The sequence below is a fragment of the Cupriavidus sp. CuC1 genome (assembly GCF_044627735.1).
GTDB lineage: Bacteria > Pseudomonadota > Gammaproteobacteria > Burkholderiales > Burkholderiaceae > Cupriavidus > Cupriavidus ulmosensis.
In genome coordinates this window covers 14250-40222 of record NZ_JBIUHC010000045.1, presented here as the reverse complement: position 1 = coordinate 40222, position 25973 = coordinate 14250, and the positions used below count along the sequence as shown (strand labels likewise).

Annotated in this window: 28 protein-coding genes and 1 pseudogene; 9 read left to right on the top strand and 20 right to left on the bottom strand. The window is 67.3% G+C overall.

Annotated elements, in window-relative coordinates:
• Window positions 1–41: 41 nt before the first annotated feature.
• Window positions 42–190 (bottom strand): annotated as a pseudogene (locus ACGLHR_RS20315) (aldehyde dehydrogenase family protein); the annotation flags it as partial.
• Window positions 191–325: 135 nt separating this feature from the next.
• Entirely contained in the window at window positions 326–1306 is a 981-nt protein-coding gene (locus tag ACGLHR_RS20310) for a 2-hydroxyacid dehydrogenase (RefSeq protein WP_400096075.1), read from the bottom strand.
• A gap of 219 nt (window positions 1307–1525) precedes the next feature.
• On the opposite strand from ACGLHR_RS20310, the gene ACGLHR_RS20305 reads away from it, so the two are divergent.
• Window positions 1526–2350, top strand: a complete 825-nt coding sequence (locus ACGLHR_RS20305) for a FadR/GntR family transcriptional regulator (protein ID WP_400096074.1) — start codon at window positions 1526–1528, stop codon at window positions 2348–2350.
• Between the two features lie 26 nt (window positions 2351–2376).
• Here ACGLHR_RS20305 and ACGLHR_RS20300 read toward each other — a convergent pair whose 3' ends face one another.
• Together ACGLHR_RS20300 and ACGLHR_RS20295 are read right to left on the bottom strand one after the other, a co-directional pair.
• Window positions 2377–2844, bottom strand: coding sequence for a ferritin-like domain-containing protein (locus ACGLHR_RS20300; RefSeq protein WP_318234119.1), 468 nt, complete (start codon window positions 2842–2844; stop codon window positions 2377–2379).
• A 34-nt stretch (window positions 2845–2878) separates the two neighbouring features.
• Window positions 2879–3955 carry a methyltransferase gene (locus tag ACGLHR_RS20295; RefSeq protein WP_400096073.1) on the bottom strand — a complete coding sequence of 359 codons (1077 nt, stop codon included), beginning with the start codon at window positions 3953–3955 and terminating at the stop codon, window positions 2879–2881.
• Window positions 3956–4288: 333 nt separating this feature from the next.
• Between ACGLHR_RS20295 and ACGLHR_RS20290 the strand changes: the two genes are divergently transcribed.
• Window positions 4289–5062: a BON domain-containing protein gene (locus tag ACGLHR_RS20290; protein ID WP_400096072.1), complete on the top strand. Its 774-nt coding sequence runs from the start codon at window positions 4289–4291 to the stop codon at window positions 5060–5062.
• A 74-nt stretch (window positions 5063–5136) separates the two neighbouring features.
• Here the strand turns inward: ACGLHR_RS20290 and ACGLHR_RS20285 are convergent, their stop codons facing one another.
• Window positions 5137–6609 (bottom strand): MFS transporter, encoded by a 1473-nt coding sequence (locus tag ACGLHR_RS20285; RefSeq protein WP_400096071.1) that lies wholly within the window; start codon window positions 6607–6609, stop codon window positions 5137–5139.
• Between the two features lie 25 nt (window positions 6610–6634).
• Window positions 6635–7543, bottom strand: a complete 909-nt coding sequence (locus tag ACGLHR_RS20280) for an alpha/beta fold hydrolase (RefSeq protein WP_400096070.1) — start codon at window positions 7541–7543, stop codon at window positions 6635–6637.
• Window positions 7544–7790: 247 nt separating this feature from the next.
• Between ACGLHR_RS20280 and ACGLHR_RS20275 the strand changes: the two genes are divergently transcribed.
• The gene (locus tag ACGLHR_RS20275; RefSeq protein ID WP_400096069.1) at window positions 7791–8255 is read left to right on the top strand and encodes an RcnB family protein; all 465 of its coding nucleotides are present in this window, start codon (window positions 7791–7793) and stop codon (window positions 8253–8255) included.
• Window positions 8256–8351: 96 nt separating this feature from the next.
• Here the strand turns inward: ACGLHR_RS20275 and ACGLHR_RS20270 are convergent, their stop codons facing one another.
• From ACGLHR_RS20270 to ACGLHR_RS20250, 5 genes are all read right to left on the bottom strand, one after another.
• Window positions 8352–8564 carry a hypothetical protein gene (locus ACGLHR_RS20270; protein ID WP_400096068.1) on the bottom strand — a complete coding sequence of 71 codons (213 nt, stop codon included), beginning with the start codon at window positions 8562–8564 and terminating at the stop codon, window positions 8352–8354.
• A gap of 26 nt (window positions 8565–8590) precedes the next feature.
• Window positions 8591–8917, bottom strand: a complete 327-nt coding sequence (locus ACGLHR_RS20265) for a hypothetical protein (RefSeq protein ID WP_400096067.1) — start codon at window positions 8915–8917, stop codon at window positions 8591–8593.
• A gap of 122 nt (window positions 8918–9039) precedes the next feature.
• Window positions 9040–9699, bottom strand: coding sequence for a hypothetical protein (locus tag ACGLHR_RS20260; RefSeq protein ID WP_400096066.1), 660 nt, complete (start codon window positions 9697–9699; stop codon window positions 9040–9042).
• Between the two features lie 203 nt (window positions 9700–9902).
• Window positions 9903–10067, bottom strand: coding sequence for a hypothetical protein (locus ACGLHR_RS20255; protein ID WP_318234126.1), 165 nt, complete (start codon window positions 10065–10067; stop codon window positions 9903–9905).
• A 259-nt stretch (window positions 10068–10326) separates the two neighbouring features.
• Window positions 10327–10701: a response regulator transcription factor gene (locus ACGLHR_RS20250; RefSeq protein WP_400096065.1), complete on the bottom strand. Its 375-nt coding sequence runs from the start codon at window positions 10699–10701 to the stop codon at window positions 10327–10329.
• A 228-nt stretch (window positions 10702–10929) separates the two neighbouring features.
• Here ACGLHR_RS20250 and ACGLHR_RS20245 point away from each other — a divergent pair, with 228 nt between their 5' ends.
• On the top strand, window positions 10930–12351 hold the full coding sequence (locus ACGLHR_RS20245; protein ID WP_400096064.1) for an MFS transporter: 1422 nt from the start codon (window positions 10930–10932) through the stop codon (window positions 12349–12351).
• A gap of 334 nt (window positions 12352–12685) precedes the next feature.
• The gene (locus tag ACGLHR_RS20240) at window positions 12686–13066 is read left to right on the top strand and encodes an amino acid ABC transporter permease (protein WP_400096063.1); all 381 of its coding nucleotides are present in this window, start codon (window positions 12686–12688) and stop codon (window positions 13064–13066) included.
• Between the two features lie 73 nt (window positions 13067–13139).
• On the opposite strand, the gene ACGLHR_RS20235 is transcribed toward ACGLHR_RS20240, so the two are convergent.
• The 5 genes from ACGLHR_RS20235 to ACGLHR_RS20215 form a co-directional block, all read right to left on the bottom strand.
• Complete coding sequence (locus ACGLHR_RS20235; RefSeq protein ID WP_400096062.1) at window positions 13140–13553, bottom strand: PaaI family thioesterase; 414 nt, start codon at window positions 13551–13553, stop codon at window positions 13140–13142.
• A 107-nt stretch (window positions 13554–13660) separates the two neighbouring features.
• The gene (locus ACGLHR_RS20230; RefSeq protein ID WP_400096061.1) at window positions 13661–14023 is read right to left on the bottom strand and encodes a DUF3325 domain-containing protein; all 363 of its coding nucleotides are present in this window, start codon (window positions 14021–14023) and stop codon (window positions 13661–13663) included.
• Window positions 14020–15678 carry a PepSY-associated TM helix domain-containing protein gene (locus ACGLHR_RS20225; protein ID WP_400096060.1) on the bottom strand — a complete coding sequence of 553 codons (1659 nt, stop codon included), beginning with the start codon at window positions 15676–15678 and terminating at the stop codon, window positions 14020–14022. The genes ACGLHR_RS20230 and ACGLHR_RS20225 overlap by 4 nt, the downstream gene beginning before the upstream one ends.
• Window positions 15675–15965 carry an iron transporter gene (locus tag ACGLHR_RS20220; RefSeq protein ID WP_400096059.1) on the bottom strand — a complete coding sequence of 97 codons (291 nt, stop codon included), beginning with the start codon at window positions 15963–15965 and terminating at the stop codon, window positions 15675–15677. The genes ACGLHR_RS20225 and ACGLHR_RS20220 overlap by 4 nt, the downstream gene beginning before the upstream one ends.
• Window positions 15966–15978: 13 nt before the next feature.
• The gene (locus ACGLHR_RS20215; protein ID WP_400096058.1) at window positions 15979–16701 is read right to left on the bottom strand and encodes a cobalt ABC transporter substrate-binding protein; all 723 of its coding nucleotides are present in this window, start codon (window positions 16699–16701) and stop codon (window positions 15979–15981) included.
• A gap of 386 nt (window positions 16702–17087) precedes the next feature.
• Between ACGLHR_RS20215 and ACGLHR_RS20210 the strand changes: the two genes are divergently transcribed.
• On the top strand, window positions 17088–17849 hold the full coding sequence (locus tag ACGLHR_RS20210; RefSeq protein WP_400096057.1) for an H-NS family nucleoid-associated regulatory protein: 762 nt from the start codon (window positions 17088–17090) through the stop codon (window positions 17847–17849).
• Between the two features lie 192 nt (window positions 17850–18041).
• Here the strand turns inward: ACGLHR_RS20210 and serA are convergent, their stop codons facing one another.
• Entirely contained in the window at window positions 18042–19253 is a 1212-nt protein-coding gene (serA, locus tag ACGLHR_RS20205; RefSeq protein ID WP_400096056.1) for a phosphoglycerate dehydrogenase, read from the bottom strand.
• A 410-nt stretch (window positions 19254–19663) separates the two neighbouring features.
• Here serA and ACGLHR_RS20200 point away from each other — a divergent pair, with 410 nt between their 5' ends.
• Complete coding sequence (locus tag ACGLHR_RS20200) at window positions 19664–20623, top strand: Bug family tripartite tricarboxylate transporter substrate binding protein (RefSeq protein WP_400096055.1); 960 nt, start codon at window positions 19664–19666, stop codon at window positions 20621–20623.
• Window positions 20624–20671: 48 nt separating this feature from the next.
• Entirely contained in the window at window positions 20672–21592 is a 921-nt protein-coding gene (locus ACGLHR_RS20195) for an SMP-30/gluconolactonase/LRE family protein (RefSeq protein ID WP_400096054.1), read from the top strand.
• Between the two features lie 21 nt (window positions 21593–21613).
• On the opposite strand, the gene ACGLHR_RS20190 is transcribed toward ACGLHR_RS20195, so the two are convergent.
• Both ACGLHR_RS20190 and ACGLHR_RS20185 read right to left on the bottom strand, forming a co-directional pair.
• A complete protein-coding gene (locus tag ACGLHR_RS20190; RefSeq protein ID WP_400096053.1) occupies window positions 21614–22354 on the bottom strand; it encodes a hypothetical protein in 741 nt (246 codons plus the stop codon).
• Between the two features lie 55 nt (window positions 22355–22409).
• The gene (locus ACGLHR_RS20185; RefSeq protein WP_400096052.1) at window positions 22410–23432 is read right to left on the bottom strand and encodes a S1C family serine protease; all 1023 of its coding nucleotides are present in this window, start codon (window positions 23430–23432) and stop codon (window positions 22410–22412) included.
• Between the two features lie 227 nt (window positions 23433–23659).
• Between ACGLHR_RS20185 and ACGLHR_RS20180 the strand changes: the two genes are divergently transcribed.
• Entirely contained in the window at window positions 23660–23947 is a 288-nt protein-coding gene (locus ACGLHR_RS20180; protein WP_400096051.1) for a YjfB family protein, read from the top strand.
• A gap of 69 nt (window positions 23948–24016) precedes the next feature.
• On the opposite strand, the gene ACGLHR_RS20175 is transcribed toward ACGLHR_RS20180, so the two are convergent.
• Complete coding sequence (locus tag ACGLHR_RS20175; RefSeq protein WP_400096050.1) at window positions 24017–25933, bottom strand: ATP-binding protein; 1917 nt, start codon at window positions 25931–25933, stop codon at window positions 24017–24019.
• Between the last annotated feature and the right edge of the window lie 40 nt (window positions 25934–25973).

The following is a 25973-nucleotide window of genomic DNA, read 5'->3' as shown; positions in this document are numbered from 1 at the left end:
TTTTTTTCCGCGGTGCGATTATCTGAGCGCGGGTGCGTGGCTCAGCCGCGCTTGCCGCCAAGGCCGCCGGCGCAGATGTACTTGATTTCCACGTAGTCCTCGATGCCGTACTTGGAGCCCTCGCGGCCAACGCCGGATTCCTTTACGCCGCCAAACGGGCCACCTCGGTGGAGATGATGCCTTCGTTCAGGGGTTTCGCCGTTGGCGGCGTCCACCCACTGGCCGTTGAGGTGGCATTGCTGGCGCAACAGCGAGGTGCGTGTGATCTTCATCAGGTGGAACTCCCGGCGGGCGCGCGCCGTATCGAAGGGGAAAGAACGGCCAGTCAGGCCAGCAGGTTGGTTGGCACCTCGCCACGGCCCAGCGCTTCCAGGCCGTCGATCAGCAGCCAGCCCATGGCGTCGCGGGTCTCGAACGTGGCGCTGCCGATGTGCGGGGTGAGGAAGACGTTGTCGAGCGTGCGGTAGCGGGGATCGAGCTTGGGCTCGTTGGCAAAGACGTCGAGCCCGGCGGCGAATACCTGGCCGCTTTGCAGCGCTTCGATCAGCGCGCCATCGTCTACCAGGTCGCCGCGCGAGATGTTGATGACCACGGCCCGGGCCGGCAGCAGGGCCAGGCGGCGGCGATCGAACACGCCCTTGAGCTGGGGCGTGCCGGGCGCGGCGATCATCAGGATATCGGCGTTGCCCAGCAGGCTTTCCAGGGTGTCATGGTAGACGGCGCCGTCTTCCAGTTCCGGCGCCAGGCGGCTGCGGTTGTGATAATGGATCCTCAGGCCGAAGCCGCGCGCGCGGGTGGCGATGGCGCGGCCGATCCGGCCCATGCCGAAGATGCCGAGGCGGCGCCCGACGAGGCCCTTGCCCAGCAGTTGCGTGGGCGCCCAGCCTGGCCACTGTCCGCTGCGCACCATGCGGTCGGCCTCGAAGCCACGGCGGCAGGCGTTGAGCAGCAGCAGGAGCGCGATCTCGGCGCAGGCGTCGCTGAGCACGTCGGGCGTGTGCAGCACGCGGATGCCGAGCTTGCGGGCCGCGGCCAGGTCGATGTGGTCATGCCCGACCGAGAGCGTGGCGATGGTATGCAGGGTGGGGCGCAGCGCGCGCATCAGGCTGGCGTCGACGATCTCGGTGGCCGTCACGAAGAGCACGTTGGCCCCTTCGGCCTGCTCCGCGATTTGCGCTGGCGCCAGGATCGCGTCATCGGCGTTCAGGCACAGCGCGTAGCGCCTGCCGAGTTCAGCCTCCACCGCCGGGGTGAAACGCCGGCACAGGTAAGCCTGTTCGGTGAGGATGGCGGAGGTTGTACTCATTGCTGCTGGCAGCATGCTCTTTGCGTCTCCTTTGGCCTCGACTGGCAGACCTTGCCGGCTTGCTACGGCGCTTGCAGGGCCCGTTCCGTGGGCGTTAAGTTGTATTACAAATTTATACTATGAGTTTGTCAAGCAAATTTGTTCGCAGTGCTATGATCGCCATCAGACGAGTCTCATCACCAACTTCAGAACATCCTGCATCCCAAGTATGGAGCCCGAATGCGCACAGACACCGTGAAGAACGCGGCAGCGCCGAAAAAGCCGGCTGGCGAGCTGACCCTGGCGGATCGCATCACCGAGCTGCTGGCGGGGCAGATTCGCAAAGGCACCTATCCGGTCAATGCACGCCTGCCCACCGAGAAGTTCATGACCGAAGCATACGGCGTGAGCCGTACCGTGGTGCGTGAAGCAATCTCCCGGCTGAAATCCGAAGGCCTGGTTGAAACCCGGCAGGGCAGCGGCACCGTGGTGCTGGACCCCAAGACCAGCGAAGCCTTCCGGCTCGGGTCCAGCGATGACAACCCCGCGCGGGGCGTGCTCCGCATCATCGAGTTGCGCCGCGGCATCGAGGCCGAGATGGCCGCGCTGGCGGCGGAGCGCCGCAGCGGGGCCGAGATGACGCAGATCCGCCGCGCGCTGAAGGCGATCGACCGGGCCGTTGCCGCGGGCGGCGACGGCGTGGAGGAGGACCTGGAATTCCATATGGCCGTGTCCCGCGCCACCGGCAATCCGCATTACACCGAGTTACTCGGCCTGCTCACGCGCGCGCTGCAGGATGCCATCCGCGTCACGCGTGGCAACGAGGCGCGGCGCACCGACCTGGCCGCGCAGGTACGCGCTGAGCACGAAGCCATGTGCGCGGCCATCCAGGCGCGCGACCCGGAGGCGGCGCGCAAGGCCGCCTTCTTGCACATGAAGAATACAGCGGACCGCATCGGCGAAGCCGACCAGAGCTTCTGGACCGGCAACAGCCGCGAAGCCGCGCAGCGCCTGGCGCGCGCGGGCCTGGGCGAAGTGCTGCGCCGGCCTTCCGCGCGGCGTTGACACAAGCCGGCCGCGCACCACGCGCGTCAGGCTTTTGGCGGCGGCGCAAAGGCGGCAGTCTGCCCCGGCTTGCGCAGCATCTTGTCGACCTCGCCGGCATGCAGTTCCTCGATCTGGATCATCTGGCGCGCGAACTCCTCCAGTGCCACGGAGCGGTCCTCCACCAGCGTCAGCAACTGGCGATACAGTGCGAGGGCAGCGTTTTCCGCTTCCAGCGATTCACGCAGCATGGCGGCGGTATCGAAAGTGTGGCTGTCGAGCAGCTTGCCGATGGCCAGCGACGGATACGCGCCTAGCGTGGTAATCCATTCCCCCGCCTGCTGGGCATGCAGCAGTGATTCATTGGCCTGCTCGCGCAGCCAGGAAACGATCGGGATGCGGCCGAAGCCGAACACGAGCAACGAGTAATGGGTATAGCGGACCACCCCCGCAAGCTCGGCTTCGAGGATCCGGTTCAGCACGCTAACCACTTGTTCCTTTTCGATCTCAGCCATGGCACGTTCCCTCCGATGGGTTGGCGTTGCTACGTCATTGGCGGGTCGCAATCATCATGGAGTCCGGCCCGGTGAGCGGTTCCACCCGCGCCTGCGCAAAGCCCACTTGCCTGGCCCACGCGCAACACTGCGCCCCGGTGTAATCAAAGCCGCCCGGGGTTTCGATCAGCATGTTCAGGCTCATCAGCAAGCCAAACACGTTCTGCCTGCGCGCGTCGTCGATCATCGCGTCGTAGACGATCAGGCGTCCGCCGGCGGGCAGCGCCGCGTGGCACTTTTCCAGCAGGTAGAGCTTCTGCTCGAGATCCCAGTCGTGCAGGATATGGCCCATCACAAGCACGTCTGCCTGCGGGCAGGGGTCGCTGAAGAAATCGCCGGCATAAAAGCGCAACCGATCCTGCAGGCCGTGCGAGGCAATGTATTCCTCGAAGACCGGGCCAACCGCCGGCAGGTCGAAGCCGCCACCGCGCAGGTGCGGGTGGGCCAGCGCGATCTGTACCGGCAGGGCGCCTTGCGCTGTGCCGATGTCGACAAAGGTCTGGCACTCCGCCCAAGGGAATTTGCGCACCATCGCCTGGGCGGCGGCCAGGCTGACGCCGGTCATGGCCTGCAGGAAGCCGCGCAGGCCTTGTTCGTCCCGATAGATCGCGGCAAAGAGGTCGCCGTGCTCGTCGGCCCCGCTCTGGGGCAGCCCGGAGCACAGCGAGTCGGTCAGCCGTCCCCAGCTTGGGTACAGGCGCGCATTGGCCATCTCCAGCAGGCCGCCTACGTAGCTGGGCTTTGCCTTGTCCAGGAAGAGGTCAGTGTCGGGCGTGTTGCTGTACCGGCTGGGCGTCTCGGCGTCTTCGCGCTCGAGCAGGTGCAGGGCCACCAGCGCATCGAGGAAATCTACCGCGCCGCGTGGATGCAGGCCAAGGTCTGCGGCCAGGGCACCAGCTGGTTGCGGCGCTTTCGCCAGATGCGTGAACACACCAAGCTCGACCGCGCTGAGCAGGGTCTTGGCGGCCCAGAAGCCCATCCCGAGCTGCAACACCCGCTCTGGCGTCAGGTCCGGCACCTGCCACGGGCTGGCGGGTGTGGCGTCGCGGGCGATGTCTTTTCCGTTCTGCATAAGTCACCTCGTCGCCGCCGCCGGCGCGTACCTCGATACCCGGGCGCCGGGGCATAGGGAAGGATGCTGGTAACTCTAGATGCCGGAAGAGGCGAAATCCAGCCGATTCTGGCGGCATTGCGCCAATTTACAAGGCCCGGTAAGGCGCACACGCGGCGCGCGGCGCCAATCCCCTATGCCCTGGCCCGTGGTCTCCGTGCGCAGTCCCGCCAGGCGTTGCTCCACCGTGCTTTCGGCAAGTGCCGCCGGTATCCGGTACGGAATTTGCGCCCGTCTTCCCATACGCTTGAAGGGTGCTCCCGCATCCTTCGTGGAACCAGCATGGAGACGGCAATGGGCAATTGGACAGACGAATACGGCCGGGAACGGTACGTGCGCGGCAACCGCGATGAACTCGGCGATGACGACCCCGCGTACGTTGCAAGCAACACATACGGCACCCGCAACGAGCACCGGGCCGGCGCCATGCGCGAGCGGCAGCTCGCAGGCGAGCGCAGCCGGCCCGCCTGGTTCTCGGGCGATCGCGGCGACGATAGCTGGCGCCGCGGCGAAGAAGAGATCGCGCGCTATGAGTCGCGCTATCCGCAAGCCCGGTTCCGGGGGCCCGGCGCAGCCGCCGGATCGCGACGGCCTTGGGGGCAGGAGAGTGGCAACGAGCGAGCCGGCGAAGGCTACGGCGTGGCCGGCGCATCTGCCTCCAACGAGGCAGACGGCGCGCCCGGCGGGCGCGGCTATGTCAGCGGCTATTCCAGCGGCTATGCGGATGGATACCGCGCGGCCCAGCAGGGGCTGGCTCGCGGCAATCCCGGACTCCCGAACGCGGAGCGCGGCGACTACGCTCGCGGCCGTCGCACGGGTCCCAAGGGCTACATGCGCTCCGATGAACGCATTCGCGAGGATGTCTGCGACCGCCTTGCCACGGATCACGAACTGGATGTCAGCGAAGTGAGCGTGTCGGTGAGCAGCGGCGTGGTCACCCTGGAAGGCACGGTGACCCAGCGGCACGTGAAATACGCGATCGAGGATGTCGCCGATGACGTGTATGGCGTCTCGGAGGTGATCAACCAGATCCGCGTGCGCCCCTACGGCGTGCTGGCGTCGGAGTAACCGCACCGAGCAGTCCCATGTCCCCGCCAGCGATGGCAGTCAGCGGCGCCCCAAGCGAGCGCCGCTGGTGCGGCCTACGGGGCCGCGGCCAGCCGCCGCCCGCGACACAGGTGGGTGACAAGCAGCGCAAGGCCCAGCAGACATCCCAGGCACGAGGCAAAGGCGCTGCCGTAGCCATGCGCTGCGCCGGCGCCTTCCAGCCGCGCGTAGAACAGGTTCCCGACCAGCGCTACGCCAACCGAATTGCCTACCTGCTGCACCGTGGCGAGCACGCCGGCGGCCACGCCTGCATGGTGTTGCGCCGTCCCCGCCAGCACGGCGCAGGCCAGCGGCGCCATCACCATGCCGATGCCCGCGCCCTCTACCAACAGCAGGATCAGCAACACTGCCAGCGAGCCGGTGCTTTGCGCCTGCCATGGCAGCAGCGTGTTCGCCAGTTGCAGCCAGTGGCCCGCCGCCAGCAGCATGGCGCCATAAGCGATGGATGAGCGCCCCAGGCGGGCGGTGATGCGCGGCGCGGCCAGTGAAGTGGCAAAGAAGCCCAGCGCCAGCATCGTGAACGCGCCGCCGCCTTGCAGCGGGCTCAGGCCAAGGCCGTCTTGCAGGTAGAGGGCCAGCACGAAGTAGAACGAGGCATTGCCGGCGTAGAAGGCTACCGTCACGGCCAGGCCGCGCGCAAAGCCCGGTGCGGCGAACAGCGCCGGGCTGACCAGCGGCTGCCCGCCGCGCGCATGCAGCCGGCGCTGATGCCAGGCGAACATGGCGATCAACACGGGCGCCATGGCCAGCGTAAGCAGTGCGGCCGGCGGCCAGCCTTGCTGCCTGCCTTCCACCAGTGGCCACACCAGCGCGCCCAGTGCCGCCGCCAACAGCGCCATGCCGGGCACGTCCGGCTTGCTGCCCCTGGTGGCCGGCGACGCGCGCAACACGCGTGGCGCCAGCGGCAGGGCAATCAATGCCACCGGCACGTTGATCAGGAAGCAAGTGCGCCAGCCCAGCCCGCCCAGATCGGCCCGGATCAGCCCGCCGCCCACCAGCTGGCCCAGCAGCGCTGCCAGGCCCAGCGTGAGACCGTACGCGGCGAAGGCCCGCGCGCGCGCCGGGCCGGTGTAGGTGAGCGAGAGCATGGCCAGCACCTGCGGCTGGAGCAGCGCGCCCGCCAGGCCCTGCGCCACGCGCGCCGCTACCAGCACGGGCGCGGACGGGGCAAGCCCGCAAGCGGCGGAAGCAAGCGCGAACAGCAACAGGCCCAGCATGAACATGCGGCGCCGCCCAAGCATGTCGCCCAGCCGCCCGCCGGTGATCAGCCCGGCGGCATTGGCCAGGCCATAGCCCGCCACCACGAACTGCAGCGCGCCGGCGCTGGCGTGCAACTCGCGCTGGATGGCCGGCAGAGCCACGTTCACGATAAAGAAGTCCATCACCACCATGAAGGTGCCGCTCAGCATCACCAGCAGGGCCAGGCGGTCCATGGCGGTCGGGGACGATGCGGCGGCGTGGTGCGGGACAGGCGCGCTCTCGGCGCGGTCCAGGCTCGAGGAGGTCATGGCAGGAGTCCTTGGCAAAGGGGCTTTAGCCGAGTTCGCGCACGAACGCCAGGATGTCCGCGCCAAGCCGCTGCGCATGCGTGAACGGCAGGCCGTGCGGCGCGCCAGCGTAGACGGTGAGGCGGGCGTCGGGCAGCAGGGCCGCCGTGCGCTCGGCGGTCAGCGCAATCGGGCAGGAGGCATCGTTGTCGCCGTGGACCAGCAGGGCGGGTACCTTGATCGCCGGCAGCTCCGCGCGGAAATCCGCGTGGGTGTTGGCGTGGTTGCAGCCCAGCAGCGCCTGCAGCGAAGTCTGCAGCGCCATGGCGCGCACCCACTCAAGCCGCGGCGCCGAGCACAGCCCGCCGCCGAACGGCGCGAGGTTGTTCTCCACCCAGAGCGGGAAGTCGTCCGCCAGCTCGGCCGCCACTTGCGCCAGCAACGCGGGATCGATGCCGTCCGGGTTGTCCTCGCTGCACGGCACGCACGGCGTGGTGCAGCCCACCAGCACGATGCCGGCGACGCGGGTCGCGCCGTGGCGCGACAGGTAGCGCACGATCTCTCCCGCAGCCATCGAATGGCCGACCAGCGTCACGCGCCGCAGGCCAAGCGCGTCGATGACGTCCGCGAGATCGTCGGCCAGCGTATCGAAGTCATAGCCGCGCCCCGGATCGCTGGAACGGCCATGCCCCCGGCGATCGTAGGCGATGCAGCGCATGCCGGCAGCATGCAGCGCCCGCATCTGCCCGCTCCAGGCGTCCGATGGCAGCGCCCAGCTGGCCGCGAACAGCACCACCTGCGCCGCCGCATTGCCGTCGTGCCAGTCGCGCACAAACAGGGACACACCGTCACGGGTCAGCACATGGCCGGGCTGCGCGGGATGGCGCTCAGCGGGGTTTGCCGCGCCGGGATGGCGCAGGGACGGGGCGGAAAGTGTAACGGTGGCGGCAGGCATGACGGGCAGCTCCGGTGGCGGTTACCTGGCGACTCCAGGCAAGCTCAGTGTCGGAGCTGGGAGGCTGCGAGCCAATTACCAGGTAGGTAATCAAGACGCTTTTGACGCTGTCCTGCCGCGCGCGGATCGGGCCATCGCACGGCCTTCGCACGATGTAACCGCATTAAGATTTCGTAACCCCTTGGCTCGCAGGGCTTCGCTAGACTCGATCGCATGACCTCAACCATGAGGGCTTCAGGAGCTTTGAATGCAGAAGAACAAGGTGATCACGAGCTTGTTGCTGGCGGCGTGTACGCTCACGTCGATTGCGGGTTACGCACAGGACAGGGGGCCCGGTGGCGACTATCGCGGCGGGCCTCCCATGGAGCGGGATCACGGATATGGCCCTGACAGGGACCGCGGGCCTGGCGGCCCCGGCCATGACGACCGGGGCAGAGGCCAGGGGGATCATCGCCATGACGACCGGGGCAGGGGCGAGGGGGATCGCGGCCCCGACTACGACCGGCGCGCCGATCGCCCCGGTCCTGGCCGCTGGCAGAAGGGCGAAAGGGTGCCACCGGAATACCGTCAGCGCCAGTATGTCGTCGATAACTGGCGGGACTACAGGCTGTCGCCTCCGCCGCGCGGCTACAACTGGGTTGGCGTGGGTGGAGACTATCTGCTGGTCGCCATCGGCACGGGCCTGGTTTTCAATGTGATTACCGCCCGGTGATCTAGAACCTGGTGCGGGGCAACGCCGCTTGATTCGGTAGCGTTACCCGCACCGGCGCTTTGCCAGATTCCCCCGCTTATCTCCCGTTACCTTCCGTTACCGCCGGCGATGCCCCACCGCCCGCGGCGTCCCGCTTCGTATCGCTTCCTCGAGCAAGTCCGCGAGCGCCCGCGTCCGGTGTTCCGCGATCTGCTGCGCCGTGGCCCGTGCGCCAGGCATCCCCGCATCCGCGAGCGCATCGGCACTCAACTCCTTCGTGACTTCGCCGCGACGGACCGGATCGACCTGTGGTTTCGAGTTCTGGAGCATGGGGTTCGAGGCCTGCGGTTGCTGTTTCAGGCCGGATTGTGCACCACATCTGACATGTTGGGATCCCCGCTTGGTGGGGTAATCGTGAAGGATGATTGACGGCGGAAAAGCGCCTGCGCCGGCGCCCGGCGATCCACCATCGGGATGACATGGATGAGGGCCACGAGCTTTTCTGGCGGGGCCGTTCCGCACAAGGCCCAGGTTTCGGCGTATGCCGCTGTCTTGAACGCTATTGCATGCGCCCGGCAAGGCAAAAAAATGCCCGCCGTGTAAACGGAGGGCATGAAGAAGTGACATTGGGCGAGACGCTTTTTCCCGCCCGCACGCAGTGTCTCACCGTGGGAGGCGGGCATCTGCCCCAAGAGCGAGGGGATTATGCTCCATCACTCACTTGACATGGATCAACATGCAAAGCTAGGAAATGTGATTCATGCTCCCTGCGTGGCAGTGGCCCTGGCCGGCCTCAGCGGCCTGCCTACTGCTCGCGCGGGACAAACCGCCAGCCGCCGGCTTCGAGCGCAAAGGCAATGCCGGAGACGCGCTGGTCGGGCTTGCTGGCGGTGGCGACAACGGCGGCGCAGCGTACGTTGCCGCTATCGCGGCTCAGGTGGCACTCGTCGAGTTGCTTGACCGCCAGCGACGTGGCCATTGCCGTCAGTTCCGCGACTTCTTCCGCGCCAGTCTGGGTCTTCAATTGCCCACGGGCAAATTCGCGCATCGAGGCGGTGGCCTGCTCGGCATCGGGGCCGGTGATGGCGGGTTCTTCGCGCCGCGCCAGCACCCAGGGCTCAGGGTTGCCGCCGAAGGCCAGTGCGCGATAACCGTCGCGGCGGCCGGCCTTGACCCCGACGATGCAGACGATCTCGCCGCCGCTGGCGGGCAGGCAACCCTTGACCGTGTGCGCCTTGATAGACGCCATGATCCCTGCCACATACGGCGAGCGGGCACGCTCGGCCGCGGCCGGGTCGGTCTGCTCCAGTTGCTTCAGGCGCTCGGCCTCCGACTGTTGGATGGCAGCGGTGACCTGCTCGGGCGAGGGGGAGGGCGGGGCCGTGGCTGCGATGACGCCGGCGCTGGCGGCAGCCAGGCAGACACAGAGGATTGCAGCTTGGTTAGGGAAGCGGGAAATGTGCATGGATAGGGAGCAACGGCCGGACATGAAGGGCGGGCAGTTTAGCATCCAGGCCGGCATTCATGAGCAGCAAAGGCCTCTTGGGCAGGGCGCTCGCTTTCCCTTTTCCGTTGCGGTGATCGCGCCCAGCCCCAGCCACCGGCATGAAAAAGCCCGCCGATCGGCGGGTTGGGCGGCCTCACCAGGCCTTGCGGGGTCCAAGCGACTTAGCTAGCTTTCTCTTTCTTCTGGTGATGGACGATCCGGTCCCACCAGTAATGGAAGGGATGGGCGTGTTCCGGATAGAGCACCGACTTATGAAAAAAGCCTGCGCGAATGATGAAGGCATAAAGCAGGACGATTACCCCGAGGAAGATCATGGAGGCGATCATGGCGGTTCCCTTTCATGGTGGCCATGATTCATTGTAGGCGTCGCGCGCCACGAGTGCTGCGCGCGAGCGTGCTAGCGTGCACGTCAGGGGCATGGGATTGGCATCAACCTGCCGGAAACCGCCTTCCCGGCGTTCCCCTCGCGCTGCCAGCTACATTGCCGGCCAGGTCGTGCATATCAACGGCGGAGAAATCGTGAATGGCTGAGGGCGCACGCGCCTTGCAGGCGGGGATGGCAGGGCCAGCAGGGCGGTAAGAATGTCAAGGACGCGGCGCGTCGTACGCGCGAGCGGGGGATGGGTTGCGCAGCAGGTCATGCACGATCCGCACCACGTCATCGGGATGACAGGGTTTGGCACAGTAGCGGACCGTGGCGTTGGGAATCGTCGGCTCCGGCTTGCTGCTGGTCGAAATCACGATGGGCGTATCGCTAAGGGAGCGTTCGCGCAGCAGCAGCGTGCACAGCATCGCGCCATCGGCATGCGGCATGATCCAGTCCGTCACCACCACGCTCGGATGCACGCGCTGGGCGAGCGCAAACGCGCTGAATCCGTCCAACGCCCTCTCCACGGCATAGCCTTCGCGCTCCAGCGCATAGGCCAGCGCATCCGCCACGCCCGGTTCGTCGTCAACCACGAGAATTGTATGTACGCGATTCTGCACGGGATCTGCCTATGATGGAAACGGCTCCGGCATGGAAACTTGCCTTGATGGCTTTACCGTACGCAAGTGCCGGGCCAGAGGTAGAAAACCCGCGGCATGGCCGCACGCTGGCGTTGTGCCCGCATCGGCATCGTTCTTGCGGACTGCAGCGCATGCCTGCCGCATACCTGCCAATCGCCGCGCCGAGACGGAAAGCCGCCCATGCCAGTCATTCAGAGCGATATCCCCGCCCGCCTGGACCGCCTGCCGTGGTCGCGCTGGCACTGGCGGGTGGTGATCGCGCTGGGGGTGGCGTGGGTGCTCGACGGGCTGGAGGTGACGCTGGTGGGCTCGCTGGGTGGCGTGCTCGAGCGCCCGGATGGCCTGGGGCTCAATGCGGCGCAGGTAGGGTGGCTAGGGTCGCTGTACGTGGCTGGCGCGGTATTGGGCGCGCTGGTGTTCGGCCGCCTTGCGGACCGCCTTGGGCGCAAGACCTTGTTCCTGGTGACGCTGGCGGTGTACATGGCGGCCACATTGGCCACCGCATTTTCCACGGGCTTTGTCTTCTTCGCGGTGTGCCGCTTCCTGACGGGCCTTGGCATCGGCGGCGAGTACGCGGCCATCAACTCGGCCATCGATGAGCTGATCCCGGCGCGCGTGCGCGGGCGCGTCAACCTGGCCATCAACGGCAGCTTCTGGTTGGGCGCCGCGCTTGGCGCGGGCCTGAGCCTGGTGCTGCTGGATCCGCGCGTGCTGGGCCCGGCCCTGGGCTGGCGCGCGGCGTTCCTGCTCGGCGCGCTGCTGGCGGTAGCCATTTTGCTGGTGCGCCGGGACGTGCCCGAGAGCCCGCGCTGGCTGCTGACGCATGGGCGTGGCGAGCAAGCCGGGCGCATCGTCGCCGCCATCGAGGCGCAGGTGGTGGCCCAGTACGGAGCACTGCCGCCGGCCACGGGCACGATCCTGCTTTCGAGGCGCGCGGCGCCCACGCTTGGCGAGGTCGCGCATGTGCTGTTCAAGCGCTACCGGCTGCGCAGCGCGGTGGCCCTGGCGCTGATGGTCTCGCAAGCGTTTTTCTATAACGCGATCTTCTTTACCTATGCGCTGGTGCTCACGCGCTTTCACGGCGTGCCCGACAACCGCGTGGGGCTGTACATCTTCCCCTTTGCGCTGGGCAATGTGCTGGGGCCGTTGCTGCTGGGGCCACTGTTCGACCACGTGGGGCGCCGCCGCATGATCGGGCTTACCTATGTGCTCTCCGGCGTGGGCCTGGCCCTGACCGGGTGGGCCTTCGAGCAGGGCTGGCTTGACGCGCGCAGCCAGGCGCTGTGTTGGTCGGCGGTGTTTTTCCTGGCCTCCGCGGCGGCCAGTTCCGCTTACCTGACGGTCAGCGAGGTCTTTCCCATCGAGACGCGCGCCCTCGCCATTTCCGTGTTCTATGCAGTGGGGACGGGTACCGGGGGCTTTATCGGGCCGCTGTTGTTCGGCGCGCTGATCGAGAGCGGCAGCCGCGCCGCGGTGGCTGGCGGCTACGGCATTGGCGCGGCGCTGGTGATCGCCGCGGGCTTGTTTGCCCTGCGCTATGCGGTCAATGCGGAAAAGCGCCCGCTCGAAGAGATTGCGCCGCCGCTGTCGGTGCGCGACTAGCGTGGCTTGCGTGCCACGCCTGCGCTGCCGTATGCGCGGCTCCGGACTGGTAACGATTACCACCGTGCGTGTCATTGCTGCAAAGCGTCATCGAGATGGCGCCTACCGCCGCAGCCCCGGGCGAGTGGCCAGATGCGGCTCAAACCGGCGCCACGCGCAGCCTGTCAATGTTTGCCTGCGCTGCCCCGGGACCCGCATGGCAGTGTGATCTTGCGGCTTTGTCGGGCGTCGTCCGACTGGCACGTGTCTCGCTTGAACCCGTCAAGCGTTCAGCTTCGGGCAACGCGCTATGCTGTGTTCAATCCAGCGCCTTCGGGCGTCCAAGGAGGTATCCATGAAACATCATCTCGCCAAGACCTTGCTGCTGGCCGGCGCTGCGGCCGTGTCCTTCGCCACGCTGGCGCAGACCGCGCCGGGCGCGCGCGACCCGTACACGCAAGGCGCGGATGCGCCCGGCGCGCGGGACCCCTACACGCAGGGTGCCGCCACCAACACTGGCCCAGGCGTCACGGACCCGAATGCGGGTGGGGCGCGCGCGCCGGACAAGTTCGACCCCTACACGCAGGGCGCCAATCAGTCGACCCGCCAGGACCTCGCGCCGGCGCAACCGGAGCCCATGCCGGGTTCGCCCGCGTACATGGACAGGTCGCGCTGGCTTGGCCCGAGCCTGGGCACGCGTACCGGCGTGCGCAACCCGTTCCTGGACGGCGCTTGAGCGCCGGCTGCGGCTGGCGTGACTGCCCTGCCCGGGCCGGCGCGCCGGCAACACGGGCGAGGGTCCAGGCTGCTCAGACCGGATCCTTCCTGCGGAATGCGGCCTGCGCGGTGGCGATGAGACGGCCTTGGCTGTCGGTGATCTCGGCGTTGGAGAAAAACACCCGGCGCCCACCACCCACGCGCCGGCCCACCACAAGCAGCCGCTCCACATGCGCGGACGAGACATAGTTGACGTTCAGCGAGATGGTCGTGGCGGCGCGGCGCACGCCATTCTCCGGAAACAGGCCGGCGTAGCCGCCCGCCGCGTCCAGCAGCGTGGCCAGGATGCCGCCTTGCACCACGCCTGTGTTGTTGACGTGCGCAGCCTGCGGCATCAGCGACATGCGCACCAGGTCCGGCTGCCAGTCCACGATGGTGACATTCAGCGATTCGAGAAAGGGGTTCTCCAGCGCATAAGGCTGGCTTGCGGGGGTATTGTCAGGCATGGCTGGCGAAGGACGGTGCCGGTGAGTTGGAATGGCCGTCATGATAGCCACTAGCAGGCCCCCGGCAATCCGGATCTCGCAAGGGGGGCATCCAGCCACGGAGATGGCTAGGCGGGCATCGCGCGCATCATCAGCAGCCCGCATCCGCCCAGCATCCCCGCCCAGCGGGCGGCACGTACCGCAATGGCCGGCGCATAGGCGAGCAGCAGCACCAGCACGAGCGCACCGAGCGTCAGCGTGCCGATCCACGAGACGCTGCCCATCGGCCAGCCCTCCTGCTGCACGCAAGCCGCCAGGGCAAGGGCCAGCGCAGCACAGCCCAGTCCCTGCAAGCGCAGCCGCTCGGCGGGCGAAGGTGCGGCGCCACGGCCGTGGCGATCGGCATAGTGGCGGTCCAGCGTCTGGCTTAGCGCGGTGAAGCCGCTATAGGTGAAGGCCAGCGCGGTGAGAAAACCCAGGCTTGTGCTCATGCGGCTCCCTTCGCGTCGCCTGGTGGCATGCCCGCGTTTTTTGCCGGAAGCACGCGCCGCGCGGGTGCGCCTGCCGGCGCGCGCGCCTTGGTGCGCCGCCCCAGGACATGCGCCGCCGCGCCCAGCGCAATGCCCAGCCCCAGCACCGTCAAGTCGAATCCCGCCACGGCAGCGGGCCCCTGGCCCTGCAACAGGGTCACGCCAAGGTGGGATTGCGTGGTGAAGGCGTTGAGCACGGGAATGGCAGCGAGCATCAGCGCGCCGGCCCACAGCTGCACGCGCCACATGCCGCGCGTCGGCCGCACCTGCGCCAGCACGGCTGCCGCGGCCCAGGCGATGAAGAAGGCATGGATCTCCGCGTCGGGCCGGTGGGCCATGCCCACCGGCAGCAAGCGGTTGGCCCAGAAGTACGTGGCGAACGCGATCGGCAGCCCGGCAATGGCGCCGATGTTGAGCGCGTCCACCAGCCGCAAGCCAAAGCTCGGGCGCGCGCCGGCCGCCAGCGCCTTGGCCTGGCCCTGGCGCGTCTTCACGCCCCACAGCAACGCGCCGGTGGCCACCATGACGCACCCCGCCAGCCCGCTCACGAAAAACAGCGCGCGCAGCAAGGGGCCGGCGAAATGCGCCTCGTGCAGGCCCACCATCACGCCGCGCGTCTGGTTGGCGGCGGCGGGCGCGTCGCCCGTCGTCGCGACCAGCGCGCCAGTGACGCCGTTAAAGCGCATCGACGGCGCATTGGCGGACAGCGAGCCTTCGGTGCCGCGCGACACCGTGATGGTGGCGTTGGCGTCGCCCGCCAGCGTGATGGCGACGCGGCTCGGCTGTGCGCCATCCCAATGGCGCATGGCTTGTTCCACCAGCGGCGCGAGCGGCGTCAGCGGGGCCGCCTGCCCACTTGGCTTGCCTTGCGGCGCGCGGCCGAACGCCTCGTTGTTGAAGGCCTGCTGGTTGCCCTGGTACGCGGTCTGGATGCCCCACGGCATGTACATGAACATCAGCGTAACCAGCCCGGTGTAGGTGATCATCAGGTGGAAGGGCAGGGCCAGCACGGCGGTGGCATTGTGCGCATCGAGCCAGGAGCGCTGGCCCTTGCGCGGCCGGAAGGTGAAGAAGTCCTGGAAGATGCGCCGGTGCGTGATGACGCCGCTGAGAATGGCCACCAGCATGAACATCGCGCAAAAGCCGATGATCCAGCGCGCCCAGATTGCCTGCATGAAGTACAGGTCGAAGTGCAGGCGGTAGAGGAACTCGCCGCCGCGCGTGTCGCGCACGCTTTGCAGGAAGGTGCCGGTGGCGGGATCCAGCGTGCGGCTCTCGAAGCGGCCGCGGCCGCCCCCGATGCCCGAGGCCGGCGCGCCGGGCAGGCGCATCCACAGCACGTTCACGACGGGGTTGCGTTCGTCCGGCAAGTCAATGAACCAGCGGGGCGAATCCGCCGCGTTGCGCTGCAGGAACGCCACCGCGCGGCTGGCCGCTTTGGCGCTGGCCACTTGCGTGGCGGCCGAGCGGTGCAGCTCGGGTTTCATCCACAGCGTGATCTCATCCTTGAAGTAGCTGGCGGTGCCGGCACAGAACACCAGCACCAGCACCCAGCACACCAGCAGCCCGGACCAGCTATGCAGCCAGGCCATGGACTGACGCAGCCCGGCCTTCATGGCGCACTCCGCAAAGCAGCCAGCAAGACGCCGAGGACGATGGCAGGCGCCGCCACGCCGGCCCAGGCGCGCAACGCGCTGCCGGCGGCGAACACCCACAGCACCGCGCACGCGTACAGCGAGAACGACAGCAGCGTGGCTGTCATCACCGCCTCGGCTGGCGGCATCGGCAGCACCACGGCCAGCAGCCCGGTGGCCACGGCCGCGAGTACATAGCCGCCCACGATGGCAGCCACCACGCGCGAGGCAACGCCAAGGCGATAGCGGCCGGTCTGGCTCAATCCCATGGCAAGCTCTCCCTTACTTGTTGGGCGCGGCAGCCGGCACTGCGGGTACCGCGGCCAGGCCATCGGCCTGCGTCAGCGACAGGGTGGTGACATAGCTGGCGATGTCGTACGGCTTGCCATTGCGCTCGCCGGCGGTCTTGTCGACGTGGCGCACCTCCAGCACGTAGGTGCCTTGCCACGGTTGCGTCAGGTGCACCATGCCTTGCTCGTCGGTGCGCAGCTCGCGGCCCCAGCCGGACTGCACGGCCACGCCTACCTTGGTCTTGGGCAGCGGGCGGCCCGCATAGACCACCTGGTACTCGCCGGCGCGGCCGGTCGGCACGATGTCGAGCGCCAGCTTGGGCGTCACCGCGGCCGCGCCGCCGGCACCCAGCAGCCGGGCCGCCGGCGTCCAGGCGGTGCGGATCACCTTGTCGCCGTCCTTGCGCTCCAGCAGGGGATAGCCCGCGTCCTGTGCGACGATGGTCTCGCCCGCGCCTGCGCGCCCCGACAGCACGAAGCCGTTGGCTGTCTTGTCGGCCTTGAGGGGTTGCTCACCCTTGGCCGTGACCAGCACGGCGGTGGGCTGCACGAACCGGTCCAGCAATCCCGGCGAAACTTCGCGCAGGTTCTCGTTGAATTCGCCAAAATACAGTTGGGCGGCTGCCGGCGTTTGTTCCAGCCAGACCTGGTGGGCCTGGGCGGTGCCGCTCAGTGCGGCGCCGCAAAGCAAGGCGGAGGTAATGAGGCGATTCATGGGCTATGCATCCTTTCAAGACGGGGGGCCTGGCAGTGCCGTGTTGCGCACAGGCCGTGGCTGGGACGGCCGGGAAATCGTGACCCGGAAGCTGTATATGATAATCGTTCTCATTTATCCTGTGTGGATTTTGCGTGATGGCGGAGCGTGGCGACAGGGCGTGGACGCGGGGCAGCCGACGCCCTCGGGAAGCGGATCTGCGGCCCTTGAGGGGGTGTGGGAGAGCGGCTTTTGGTCCGGCTTTTGCATCCGGATTCAAGGCTTGGCGCGGACTGGTCCCGCGCTCGGCTATCATGTGCGATCCTCAGGATCTCCAGTGTGCGGCCAGCGCCGCATCCGCGACCGTTCCCCCGCCCCTTCTACCTGCATTCATTGTGTCTTTTGCCATGCCTTCTTCTGATCCCGCCGACGTCAAGAAAGTCGCCGCCATTGTCTGGATTCGCGTTCAGATCGAGCGGCTCGGCATCTCCATGGATGAACTGGAGGCGGCAGGTTGTTTTGACTGGGTGGCGGCGCCGGCCAGGCAGCCGATCGTGGAGCCGGTAGCGGAGGAAGCTGAGCTGGATGCAGTACCGGCGTTGTTGCCCGCAGGACCGATCACGGCGCCGCCCGCGCTGTTGCCTGCCGGGCCAATCACCGCGCCGCCCGTGGTGGCACCTGCGCCATTGCGCAAGGCCGAAGCGCGCAAACGTGCTCATGCTCCTGTCAGGCAATCAGCGCCGCCTGTTGTGCCGGTCGCAGCGCCGGTAGCCGCGCCTGTTGTAGTTGCCGCAGTAGTTGCTGAAGCCGTGCCCGCGGAAAAACCGGCAGCAGCATCGGTTGCCGAACCGGTGGCCACTCCGGCAGTGGTTCCCGCGCCTGCACGGGCGACCATGTCCGTGCCCGCACAGAAAGCGAGAGCGGTGAGACCGGCGGCACCTGCAGCGGCACCTGCAGCGGCACCTGCAGCGGCGCCGGCACAGGTAGCCGAGGCCGTCGCAGCGCCGGCAGCGGCAGCAGTTGCGCCAGCACCGTCACAGGCGAGCGCGCCCGCACGCCGCTACCGCAATGCAGAGGGACAGGTCTGGGATGGCGTGGGCCCCATGCCGGCATGGCTGCTGCGCGCAGTCAACGCGGGCCAGTCGGTGGAGCATTTCCGGGTGAATTGAAGACAGCGGCCGATGGCCGCTGTCTCAGACCGCTGACAAACCTGAAGCAACAGCCGAAGTCGCCGGACAGGCCAAAGCCGCGCGCCATGACGACGGCTGTTCTCCCTCTCCCCCAGCCCCTCTCCCGCGCGCGGGAGAGGGGAGCACGACAACGCAGATCCGGCTTTGTCAGCTACGGCGCCGCGCTGCCGTTCAGGCCAGCGGGTTGAGGATGGTGCGGCAGCGGATAAACGTCGTTTCCGCATCCAGCGCGGCGGCCAGCGTCGGCGAGGGGACCTTGTCGAGGTCGGTCACCACGTAGCCCATCTGGCCATGCGTCTGCAGGTGCTGGGCCACGATGTTGACCCCGTCGCGCGCCAGCAGCGTGTTGAGCGCGGCGAGCGCGCCCGGCGCGTTGCCGTGCACGTTGAGCAGCCGCGCCGGCGACGTCAGCGGGCCGGGGCTCACCTCGGGGAAATTCACCGCGCCAATCGTGTCGCCCGTCCTGAGGAAGGCAATCAGCTTGGTGGCGACTTCCGTGCCGATATTTTCCTGCGCCTCTTCCGTGCTGCCGCCGATATGCGGCGTCAGGATCGCGTTGGGCACCCCCTGCAGCGGGCTGGTGAACAGATCGGCGTTGGTCTTGGGCTCTTCGGGGAAGACGTCGATCGCCAGCCCGGCGATGTGGTTGTCATCACACGCTGCGCGCAGCGCTTCGATATCCACCACCGTGCCGCGCGACGCATTGATCAGTATCGCGCCGCGCCGGAACTGCCGGAGCACGTCGGCATCGATCATCTTCCTGGTCTGCGCGGTGGCCGGCACGTGCAGCGTCACGATGTCGGCCTGCGACACCGCATCCGCCAGCGAGCGCGCCGCGCGCGCCGAGCCGAGCGACAGCTTGGCCTGCACATCGTAGTACACCACGCGCATGCCCATGGCTTCTGCCAGCACGCCAACCTGCGAGCCGATATTGCCATAGCCGATGATGGCGATGGTCTTGCCGCGCGCCTCGAATGACCCGCTTGCTCCCTTCGCCCATTTGCCGGCATGCGCCAGTGTGTTCTTCTCGGGAACGCGGCGCAGCAGCAGGATCGCCTCCGCGATGACCAGCTCGGCCACGGAACGCGTATTGGAAAACGGTGCGTTGAACACCGGCATGCCGGCACGGGCCGCGGCGTCGAGGTCTACCTGCGAGGTGCCGATGCAGAAGCAGCCGATGGCCACGAGGTGCTTGGCGGCTTCGATTTCAGCCGCGCCAAGGTGCGTGGCGGAGCGAATGCCGAGAATCTGGTGGGCCGCGGGAGCGCGATGCAGTTCGTCGCCCGCGAGCGCGCCAGTGCGGCGCTCTACGGTGACGTGCGCTTCCTTGAAGCGCTCGACGGCGGTGTCATGGATGTTTTCAAGCAGCAGTGCTGAGGTCATGGCGATTGGGTGATGGCGGCGAAGGCGCGAGGTGGGTGCGGCAGCGCGAGGGCATGCGCAATGTGAAGCGTACGCTGCCATGGTAACGCAGGCAGCGCTGCCCGTCCGAACACCCACATTGCCGCCAATGGCAAATCCGTCCCGCCCGGGGCGAGGCCCGCTAGGGAAAGCCCCCGGATTGACCGGCGAATCAACGGCTCATACAATTAATTGGAATATCGTTCTGACTAATAGAACAAAATGTGCGGGGCGAGGATGAGCTGGCCTGGCAGAACAACCTGGAGATTGCCGGTCTGCTCCAGCAATGGATGCTGGCCAATATTCGCTGAAGGGCCGCTCTTGCTGGACCTGAACCATAGACAACGGCCTGTCGCCAACGACGGGCCTTGACTTCATAGAAGGAGACAACCATGCATTTCCGCCTTTGCGCCAGCCTTGCCCTGGCCACCGTCAGCCTGGCAGCCCATGCCGACACCTGGCCCGACAAGCCGGTGCGCATCGTCGTGCCATACACCGCCGGCGGCACCACCGATTTCGTGGCCCGCCAGGTGGCGCAGAAGCTCACCGAAAGCACCGGCAAGTCGTTCTTCGTGGAGAACAAGCCCGGTGCCAGCGGCACCATCGGCACGCTGCAGGTGGCACGTTCCGCGCCCGACGGCTACACGCTGCTGGCTAATGACACCACGTACACCATGCTGCCGTCGCTGTTCAAGACGCTGCCCTGGGATTACAACAACGACCTAGTGCCGGTGACCACGATCGCGCAGACGCCGGTGATCCTGATCGTGCCGGCGAGCTCGAAGTTCAAGACGCTGCAGGAACTGATCGACTTCGCCAGGCAAAACCCGGGCAAGCTGAATTTCGGCTCGGGCGGCGCCGGCAGCTCCACGCACTTGTCCGCCGAGGTGTTCAAGAAGGACGCCAAGGTGTCGATCACGCATATCCCGTACAAGGGCGCGGGCGATGCGCTGATGGGGCTGATCGGCAACAACGTGGATATCCTGATCACCGCCACGCCGACCGCGGTGCCGCAGATCAAGGGCGGCAAGGCCCGCGCGCTGGCGGTCACGGGAGCCGCGCGCGTGCCCGCGCTGCCGGACGTGCCGACCTTTGCCGAGGCCGGCCTGAAGGACTACAAGGTGATCAACTGGTTCGGCTTGGCGGCGCCCAAGGGCACGCCCCCTGCGCTGGTAGCAAAACTGCAGGCGGAGGTGCAAAAGAGTGTGAACAGCCCTGAGGTCAAGGAGCGCCTGGCCAGCATGGGCGCCCAGCCGGGCGGCATTGCACCGGCGGACTTCGCCAGGCGCATCAAGGACGACACCGCGCTGTGGAGCCAGGTGGCAAAATCCGCCGATGTGAAGGCCGAGTGAATGGGTAAGCGCCGCCATTGCGCGGCGCGAGGACAACAAGGAACGAACATGTACTTCAGAACCGTGCCCCGGGAGATTTGCCTCCAGGTCTTCTCGGCCATGCCCGCGCATTTGCGCAAGACCGGCGTGCGCTCCGAGTGGGCTGACGCCAACAAGGGCGGGGCCTGCATCGACAGCTTCCTGGAGGGCCCGGTATTCGACCCCGCGGGCAACCTGTACGTGACGGACATCCCGTTCGGGCGCATCTTCCGCATCTCGCCCGCCGGAGATTGGTCGCTGGTCGCCGAGTACAAGGGCGAGCCCAACGGCATGAAGTTCCTGAACGAGCGCGAACTGGTGGTGGCCGACTATCGCAACGGCCTGTTGCGCGTCAACGTGGATACGGGCGAGGTGGCAACCTTGCTGGGACGGCGCAACGCGGAGCAGTTCAAGGGCGTGAACGACCTGGTGATCGCGCGCAACGGCGACCTGTACTTCACCGATCAGGGCCAGACCGGCCTGCACGATCCCACGGGCCGCGTCTACCGCCTGCGCGCCGGCGGGCAGCTGGACTTGCTGCTGGGCAATGTGCCCAGCCCCAACGGCCTGGCACTGTCCCGCGACGAGAGGGTGCTGTTCGTGGCGGCAACGCGCGGCAATTGCGTGTGGCGCGTGCCGCTGCAGGCCGACGGCAGCGTGTCGAAGGTGGGGCAGTTCTTTACCTTCTATGGCACCAGCGGCCCCGACGGCATGGCCATCGACAGCCGCGACCGGCTGTTCGTGGCGCATGCCAGCCTGGGCTGCGTGTGGGTGCTAAGCAAGCGTGGCGAGCCGGAAGCGATCCTCGCCAGCCCGGTGGGCGCGACCACGACCAACCTCGCGTTTCAGCCCACCGTTGAGGCCGGGCGGCCGCGCAAGGTGTTCGTCACCGAATCGGAGACGGGCACGATCCTGTTCGCGCACCTGGACGAGGCCGGGCTGGGCGCTTGATGCCGTTCAGGCCCGCGATTGTCACTTCGGTGGCAGCAGGTCTTGCAGGTCCCGCAGTGTTGCCGCGGTCGCGGGACCCGCAGGTGCGGCAACGGGCGGCACCGGACGGGTCGCGCTGGTCGTACTCCTCGCGCCAGTCGCGCCAACCTGGCCGGTGCTGATGCCGGCGGCGACGTGCGGCACGGCAGCCGGGTCGAGCCGGCCATTCTGGCCCAGCGCGATCTGCGCGCAGCCGGTGAGCAAGCCGTCTTTCTTCAGGCTGTTGGTGATATCGATCGCCAGGACTGCCGCGCGCTCCTCGATGGGAATGATGGTGCCGCCGCGGCTGAACGTGTATTTGCCTTTCCACACCGCGCGGTTCTGCCTGACATCCGTCAGCGTCGTGCCATAGTTGATCGACAGCCGGCCGCCGGCCGTGTTAACCACGCCCCCGCCATTGGCGATGGTCAGCACCGTATCGGCGCCGAATGCCCGCATCCTGCCGGTCAGCGCGGACGAATCGAGCTCCAGTCCGGTGATTTCGTCATACGCCGATTCCACGCCGCATTGCCGGGTCACCTCCCGGAACTTGGCCGAGAACGCCGCGGAAAAATCGCTGTTCCAGCCCATGCCGGTGGTGCCCAGCACATACATGCGGGTGGGCTTGTTGGTGTAGTCGCTGGCGCGGCTGGTCACGCCGACGGTGGTCGGCGCGCAGCCGCCCAGCAGCAGCAAGGCTGCGGCCACTACGGCCGGGGCGCCGTTTCGATAGAGGTTTCCCATGTCTTGTGCCCTGAGGGAGATAGCGAGGCGACCGGCTGTGGCCGGCGCCCGCTTGCTACTTCGTGTATGAAAAGTAATAGGGACTGGTGGCGGAGCGCATGACAAAGCGCCCGTCGGCCTCGGTCAGCCGATAGCAGGTCTGCATCGCGCTGAACGTCGGGTTGGCCATCTCGAAGCAGATTTGGTTCGCTTCCGGCTCGATCCGATAGCTGCCGGGCGAATAGCCCCGGGTAACTGAGTTGGTCACATCCAGGCCGCCGCTTTCCCGGACCTGCATCCAGAGCGTGATGCCGGAGGGCGCGATAGCGTTGATCCTGCCAAGATGCGTGAAATGGCTGGCCAGCTCGGCCCCGGTCAGTTGCCGGCCTTGTGGTCCGGCCGCGGGCCGGGCCGGGGCGTAGGCCGCGGCGCCTTGGGCCGGTTGGCCTGGCTGCCCGGATGGGACGGCCATGGCAGGCGGGGCGACGGATGCGGTCTCGCTGCGGAATTTCTGCAGCGCCAGCGCGGACCGGGCGGGCACCTCGCTGATCCATTGCGCAGGAATGGCGAAATTGATGTTCTGCGCGTCGGTCCGCATCAGGTAGGTAATGCCGATGAGTTGCCCGTCCGTATTGAACAGGCCACCCCCGCTGGAACCGGGGGAGATCGGGGCGGTGGTCTGGAGGCGGACGATGCGGTCGCGCTCATCCTTGTTCAGCGAGGAGAGCAGGCCATCGCTCAGCGTCAACTCGTAGCCGCGTGGCGCGCCGATGGCGTAGACCTTTTGCCCGACCTTGAGCGCGGCCAGCGGTGCGATCTTCACGGCCGGGGCGGTAAGGCCCTTGGCGCGCAGGATGCAAAGGTCGCGCTCGACATCGGCGTGCACCAGGCTGGCGCCATACGTGACCTTCTCGCGCCGGATGCTGACGGACTTGCCGCTCTTGAGTACGTGGCAGTTGGTGACCAGCTCTTCCGGCCCGATCACCACCGAGCTGCCCAGGCCGAAGCGCGTGCCTTGCGCGTCAAAGACGGACACCACCCAGATGCTGGGCGATTCCCGCTCATAGAGCTCCGCCGAATCCAGCGCCAGGCAATCCATTGCGATGCCAAAAGCCAAACACGAAATAGCGATACTTCCCGCAATTTTTTGCGCCCGACCCATGATGTTCATTCTGGTGACTGGTTTCGCCGGATTCAGCGGCTCTCCCGGCGGTGCTGGCTGTCTGGTCTTTCCCGGCCAGATCGACCGGGCTGCTTATGATAAACGTTCCGGATGCCAAGCGGGTGGCCCGCTATTGCGGCCGCGGCGCTAAAGATTCTGGGTTGATGGCCGACAACATGGATGCTGGGAGGTGCGCCTTCCCGCTGGTTTCAATGCCAAAGCGTAGCTTCACCCTCAACCTCAATTTCAACCTGGAAGACCATTCAATGGATATTTCCCTCGTCAGTGCGGCCAGCAACTCGGGCGGCGATCCGGTGCCCACCCTGATGCTGCGCAAGTCGCTAGACCTGCAGGCTCAGAGCGTGGCAACCCTGCTGGGCTCGATGCCGCAAGTCAGCGTCCCGGTCAGCAATCCCCCTCACCTTGGCCAGACCATCGACATCAAGGTCTGATTCCGGTAACGGAGTCGCCCGCGCCCGGGTTGACATCGAACTTGACATCGAACGGGCGCGGGAAGGGAGCTAAACGGCAGAAACGGGTGGCTCCGGCGCAAGCGCAAACGCCAGCCGCACGGTAGTGCCCTGCGGTGAAGAGCGCAGGTCCAGCGCCGCCCCGATGGCCTCGGCGCGCCGGCGCATATTGCCCAATCCCCGTCCGTGCGCGGCAGCCTCGGGCGTAAAGCCGCAGCCATTGTCATGGATCTCGATAACCAGGGCTTGCTGGCCAGCATCATGGCGCGCCGAGACCCGGATGGCGCTGCCGCGGGCATGTTGCATGGCATTGGAAAACACCTCCAGCAACAGGTAGTGCAGCTCCCGCACCCGCTGCGGCGTCAGGTCGTGCAACGCCGGCAGGCGCGCCACCTGCCAGTCCACCCGCAATCCCGCTGCCTCCAGCCGCGGGCCAAGCCGGTAGCGCAGGTTGCCGAGTACGGCGGCCAGGTCGCCGCCGGTATCCTGCAACGCATCGACGGATAGTTTCAGGGCATCCAGCGCATGCTGAAGGTGTTGTTGCAACGTGTGCGTGGAAGGGCTGCCGGCACGCAGCATGGAGAGCATGCCCACCAGCTGGCTGCCTAGCCCGTCATGGATATCGCGCATGATCCTGCCGCGCTCCTGCAGGGTGGCCTGCTCGCGTTCCATCTCGCGCGAATGGCGGTACAGCTCATACAGCTCCTGCTCCTTGCGGGAGACCGCGCTGTCGAGCTTCTGGTTCAGGGCAGCCAACATGCGCGTGGCGCGCGTGTAGCGATCGACCAGCAGCCAGCCCATGGTCAGGCTGAATATCAGCGACACGTAGCGGGTGACCGAGGAGTCCCAGTAGTAGTCGCCGATCCACCAGACGTGGATCAAATCCAGCATCGAGATGAGCAGTGTGAGGCCAAGGGCGGCGGCAATCGCCATGCGTTCACGCTCCGGACGCGTCACGGCGGCGCGGACCAGCACGGCCACGATCGACAGGGCCATTGCGACATTGACGATCACGTTGGCCAAGACCATGGCGCGCGTGCTGTGCGCCGCCACCATCAGCGCGATCAGCGGAATCTTGACAACCAGGTAGAGCAGCAGCATGCGGCGTAGCCAGCGGGCCTCCAGGCCGGTCACCAGGATGGCGAACCTGGCAGTCGCGTACATGAACACTGCCCGCCCGGCCAGCACCACGGCGAGCCACGCATCGGGCGCGCCGGCGTCGTCGGAAACGAAGTACTCGGCCAGCCCGAAAGACCAGCCGAGCTCGGCGATGGCATATAACCCGAACAGGGGATCCCGCTGCCGCCACCACACCAGCGCTGCCAGGCAAGCCAGCAGCACGCTGACCGCCGCGATGACTACCGGGCCGATGGCCTTGAACCAGAGCGCCCGGTGGTAGTGCGCCTCCACCAGCGCCGGTGCACCAAACTCCACGCGCGACAGGCCGCCGCGCGAGCTGGCGCTGGCGGCGATGGTGACAAGCAGTTCGTTCTGCGGGCGCAGCAGGTCCGCCGGCACCGGGATCAGCAACGGCTGCTGGCCGGCATAGGGCGCCGGGGCAGACAGGCTGCCAGCGTGGGTGAGGCGGTTGCCGTTGAGCCGCACTTCATAGCTGTTGGCGACCCGCTCCACGTACAGCGCGGCCATGCCCTGGCGGCCTGGCATGTCCTGGAAACGCAGGAGAAATCGCGCGCCGCCGGTCTCGCCGGGACGCGACCGGTCCCAGTAGTAAGGCAGGCTGACCGTGGCCGGCGGCCCGTCACCGGTGATCATGGTGGCTTCGCCGAGGATTTGCAGCTGGCCGGCGGCAAGCGCAGATGTGCCAGGCAAGGCGAGCAGCAGCCAGAGCACAAACGCTAGCAGCGGCTTTGCGGTGAGCGGGGATTGGGGCAGCAGGATGCGCAGAAGCCGCAAGGGGGCGGTAGTCGGCGTGGCCGGGGAGCAGGCCACCGCTTGGGGTATCACCATGAGCTGGTCTGGGGCTTGGCGCGAGGGTGCGAGATGATGG

Excerpts from the sequence above, each read along its gene's own strand:
- ACGLHR_RS20265 (WP_400096067.1), bottom strand. The coding sequence starts at position 8,917 with ATGCCCGCCTCCCACGGTGAGACACTGCGTGCGGGCGGGAAAAAGCGT.
- ACGLHR_RS20275 (WP_400096069.1), top strand. The coding sequence starts at position 7,791 with ATGCAGAAGAACAAGGTGATCACGAGCTTGTTGCTGGCGGCGTGTACG.
- ACGLHR_RS20235 (WP_400096062.1), bottom strand. The coding sequence starts at position 13,553 with ATGCCTGACAATACCCCCGCAAGCCAGCCTTATGCGCTGGAGAACCCC.
- ACGLHR_RS20190 (WP_400096053.1), bottom strand. The coding sequence starts at position 22,354 with ATGGGAAACCTCTATCGAAACGGCGCCCCGGCCGTAGTGGCCGCAGCC.
- serA (WP_400096056.1), bottom strand. The coding sequence starts at position 19,253 with ATGACCTCAGCACTGCTGCTTGAAAACATCCATGACACCGCCGTCGAG.
- ACGLHR_RS20295 (WP_400096073.1), bottom strand. The coding sequence starts at position 3,955 with ATGCAGAACGGAAAAGACATCGCCCGCGACGCCACACCCGCCAGCCCG.
- ACGLHR_RS20260 (WP_400096066.1), bottom strand. The coding sequence starts at position 9,699 with ATGCACATTTCCCGCTTCCCTAACCAAGCTGCAATCCTCTGTGTCTGC.
- ACGLHR_RS20305 (WP_400096074.1), top strand. The coding sequence starts at position 1,526 with ATGCGCACAGACACCGTGAAGAACGCGGCAGCGCCGAAAAAGCCGGCT.
- ACGLHR_RS20280 (WP_400096070.1), bottom strand. The coding sequence starts at position 7,543 with ATGCCTGCCGCCACCGTTACACTTTCCGCCCCGTCCCTGCGCCATCCC.
- ACGLHR_RS20215 (WP_400096058.1), bottom strand. The coding sequence starts at position 16,701 with ATGAATCGCCTCATTACCTCCGCCTTGCTTTGCGGCGCCGCACTGAGC.
- ACGLHR_RS20255 (WP_318234126.1), bottom strand. The coding sequence starts at position 10,067 with ATGATCGCCTCCATGATCTTCCTCGGGGTAATCGTCCTGCTTTATGCC.
- ACGLHR_RS20210 (WP_400096057.1), top strand. The coding sequence starts at position 17,088 with ATGCCTTCTTCTGATCCCGCCGACGTCAAGAAAGTCGCCGCCATTGTC.
- ACGLHR_RS20270 (WP_400096068.1), bottom strand. The coding sequence starts at position 8,564 with ATGCTCCAGAACTCGAAACCACAGGTCGATCCGGTCCGTCGCGGCGAA.
- ACGLHR_RS20225 (WP_400096060.1), bottom strand. The coding sequence starts at position 15,678 with ATGAAGGCCGGGCTGCGTCAGTCCATGGCCTGGCTGCATAGCTGGTCC.
- ACGLHR_RS20200 (WP_400096055.1), top strand. The coding sequence starts at position 19,664 with ATGCATTTCCGCCTTTGCGCCAGCCTTGCCCTGGCCACCGTCAGCCTG.
- ACGLHR_RS20240 (WP_400096063.1), top strand. The coding sequence starts at position 12,686 with ATGAAACATCATCTCGCCAAGACCTTGCTGCTGGCCGGCGCTGCGGCC.
- ACGLHR_RS20290 (WP_400096072.1), top strand. The coding sequence starts at position 4,289 with ATGGGCAATTGGACAGACGAATACGGCCGGGAACGGTACGTGCGCGGC.
- ACGLHR_RS20310 (WP_400096075.1), bottom strand. The coding sequence starts at position 1,306 with ATGAGTACAACCTCCGCCATCCTCACCGAACAGGCTTACCTGTGCCGG.
- ACGLHR_RS20185 (WP_400096052.1), bottom strand. The coding sequence starts at position 23,432 with ATGGATTGCCTGGCGCTGGATTCGGCGGAGCTCTATGAGCGGGAATCG.
- ACGLHR_RS20175 (WP_400096050.1), bottom strand. The coding sequence starts at position 25,933 with ATGGTGATACCCCAAGCGGTGGCCTGCTCCCCGGCCACGCCGACTACC.
- ACGLHR_RS20245 (WP_400096064.1), top strand. The coding sequence starts at position 10,930 with ATGCCAGTCATTCAGAGCGATATCCCCGCCCGCCTGGACCGCCTGCCG.
- ACGLHR_RS20230 (WP_400096061.1), bottom strand. The coding sequence starts at position 14,023 with ATGAGCACAAGCCTGGGTTTTCTCACCGCGCTGGCCTTCACCTATAGC.
- ACGLHR_RS20180 (WP_400096051.1), top strand. The coding sequence starts at position 23,660 with ATGGCCGACAACATGGATGCTGGGAGGTGCGCCTTCCCGCTGGTTTCA.
- ACGLHR_RS20220 (WP_400096059.1), bottom strand. The coding sequence starts at position 15,965 with ATGGGATTGAGCCAGACCGGCCGCTATCGCCTTGGCGTTGCCTCGCGC.
- ACGLHR_RS20300 (WP_318234119.1), bottom strand. The coding sequence starts at position 2,844 with ATGGCTGAGATCGAAAAGGAACAAGTGGTTAGCGTGCTGAACCGGATC.
- ACGLHR_RS20195 (WP_400096054.1), top strand. The coding sequence starts at position 20,672 with ATGTACTTCAGAACCGTGCCCCGGGAGATTTGCCTCCAGGTCTTCTCG.
- ACGLHR_RS20285 (WP_400096071.1), bottom strand. The coding sequence starts at position 6,609 with ATGACCTCCTCGAGCCTGGACCGCGCCGAGAGCGCGCCTGTCCCGCAC.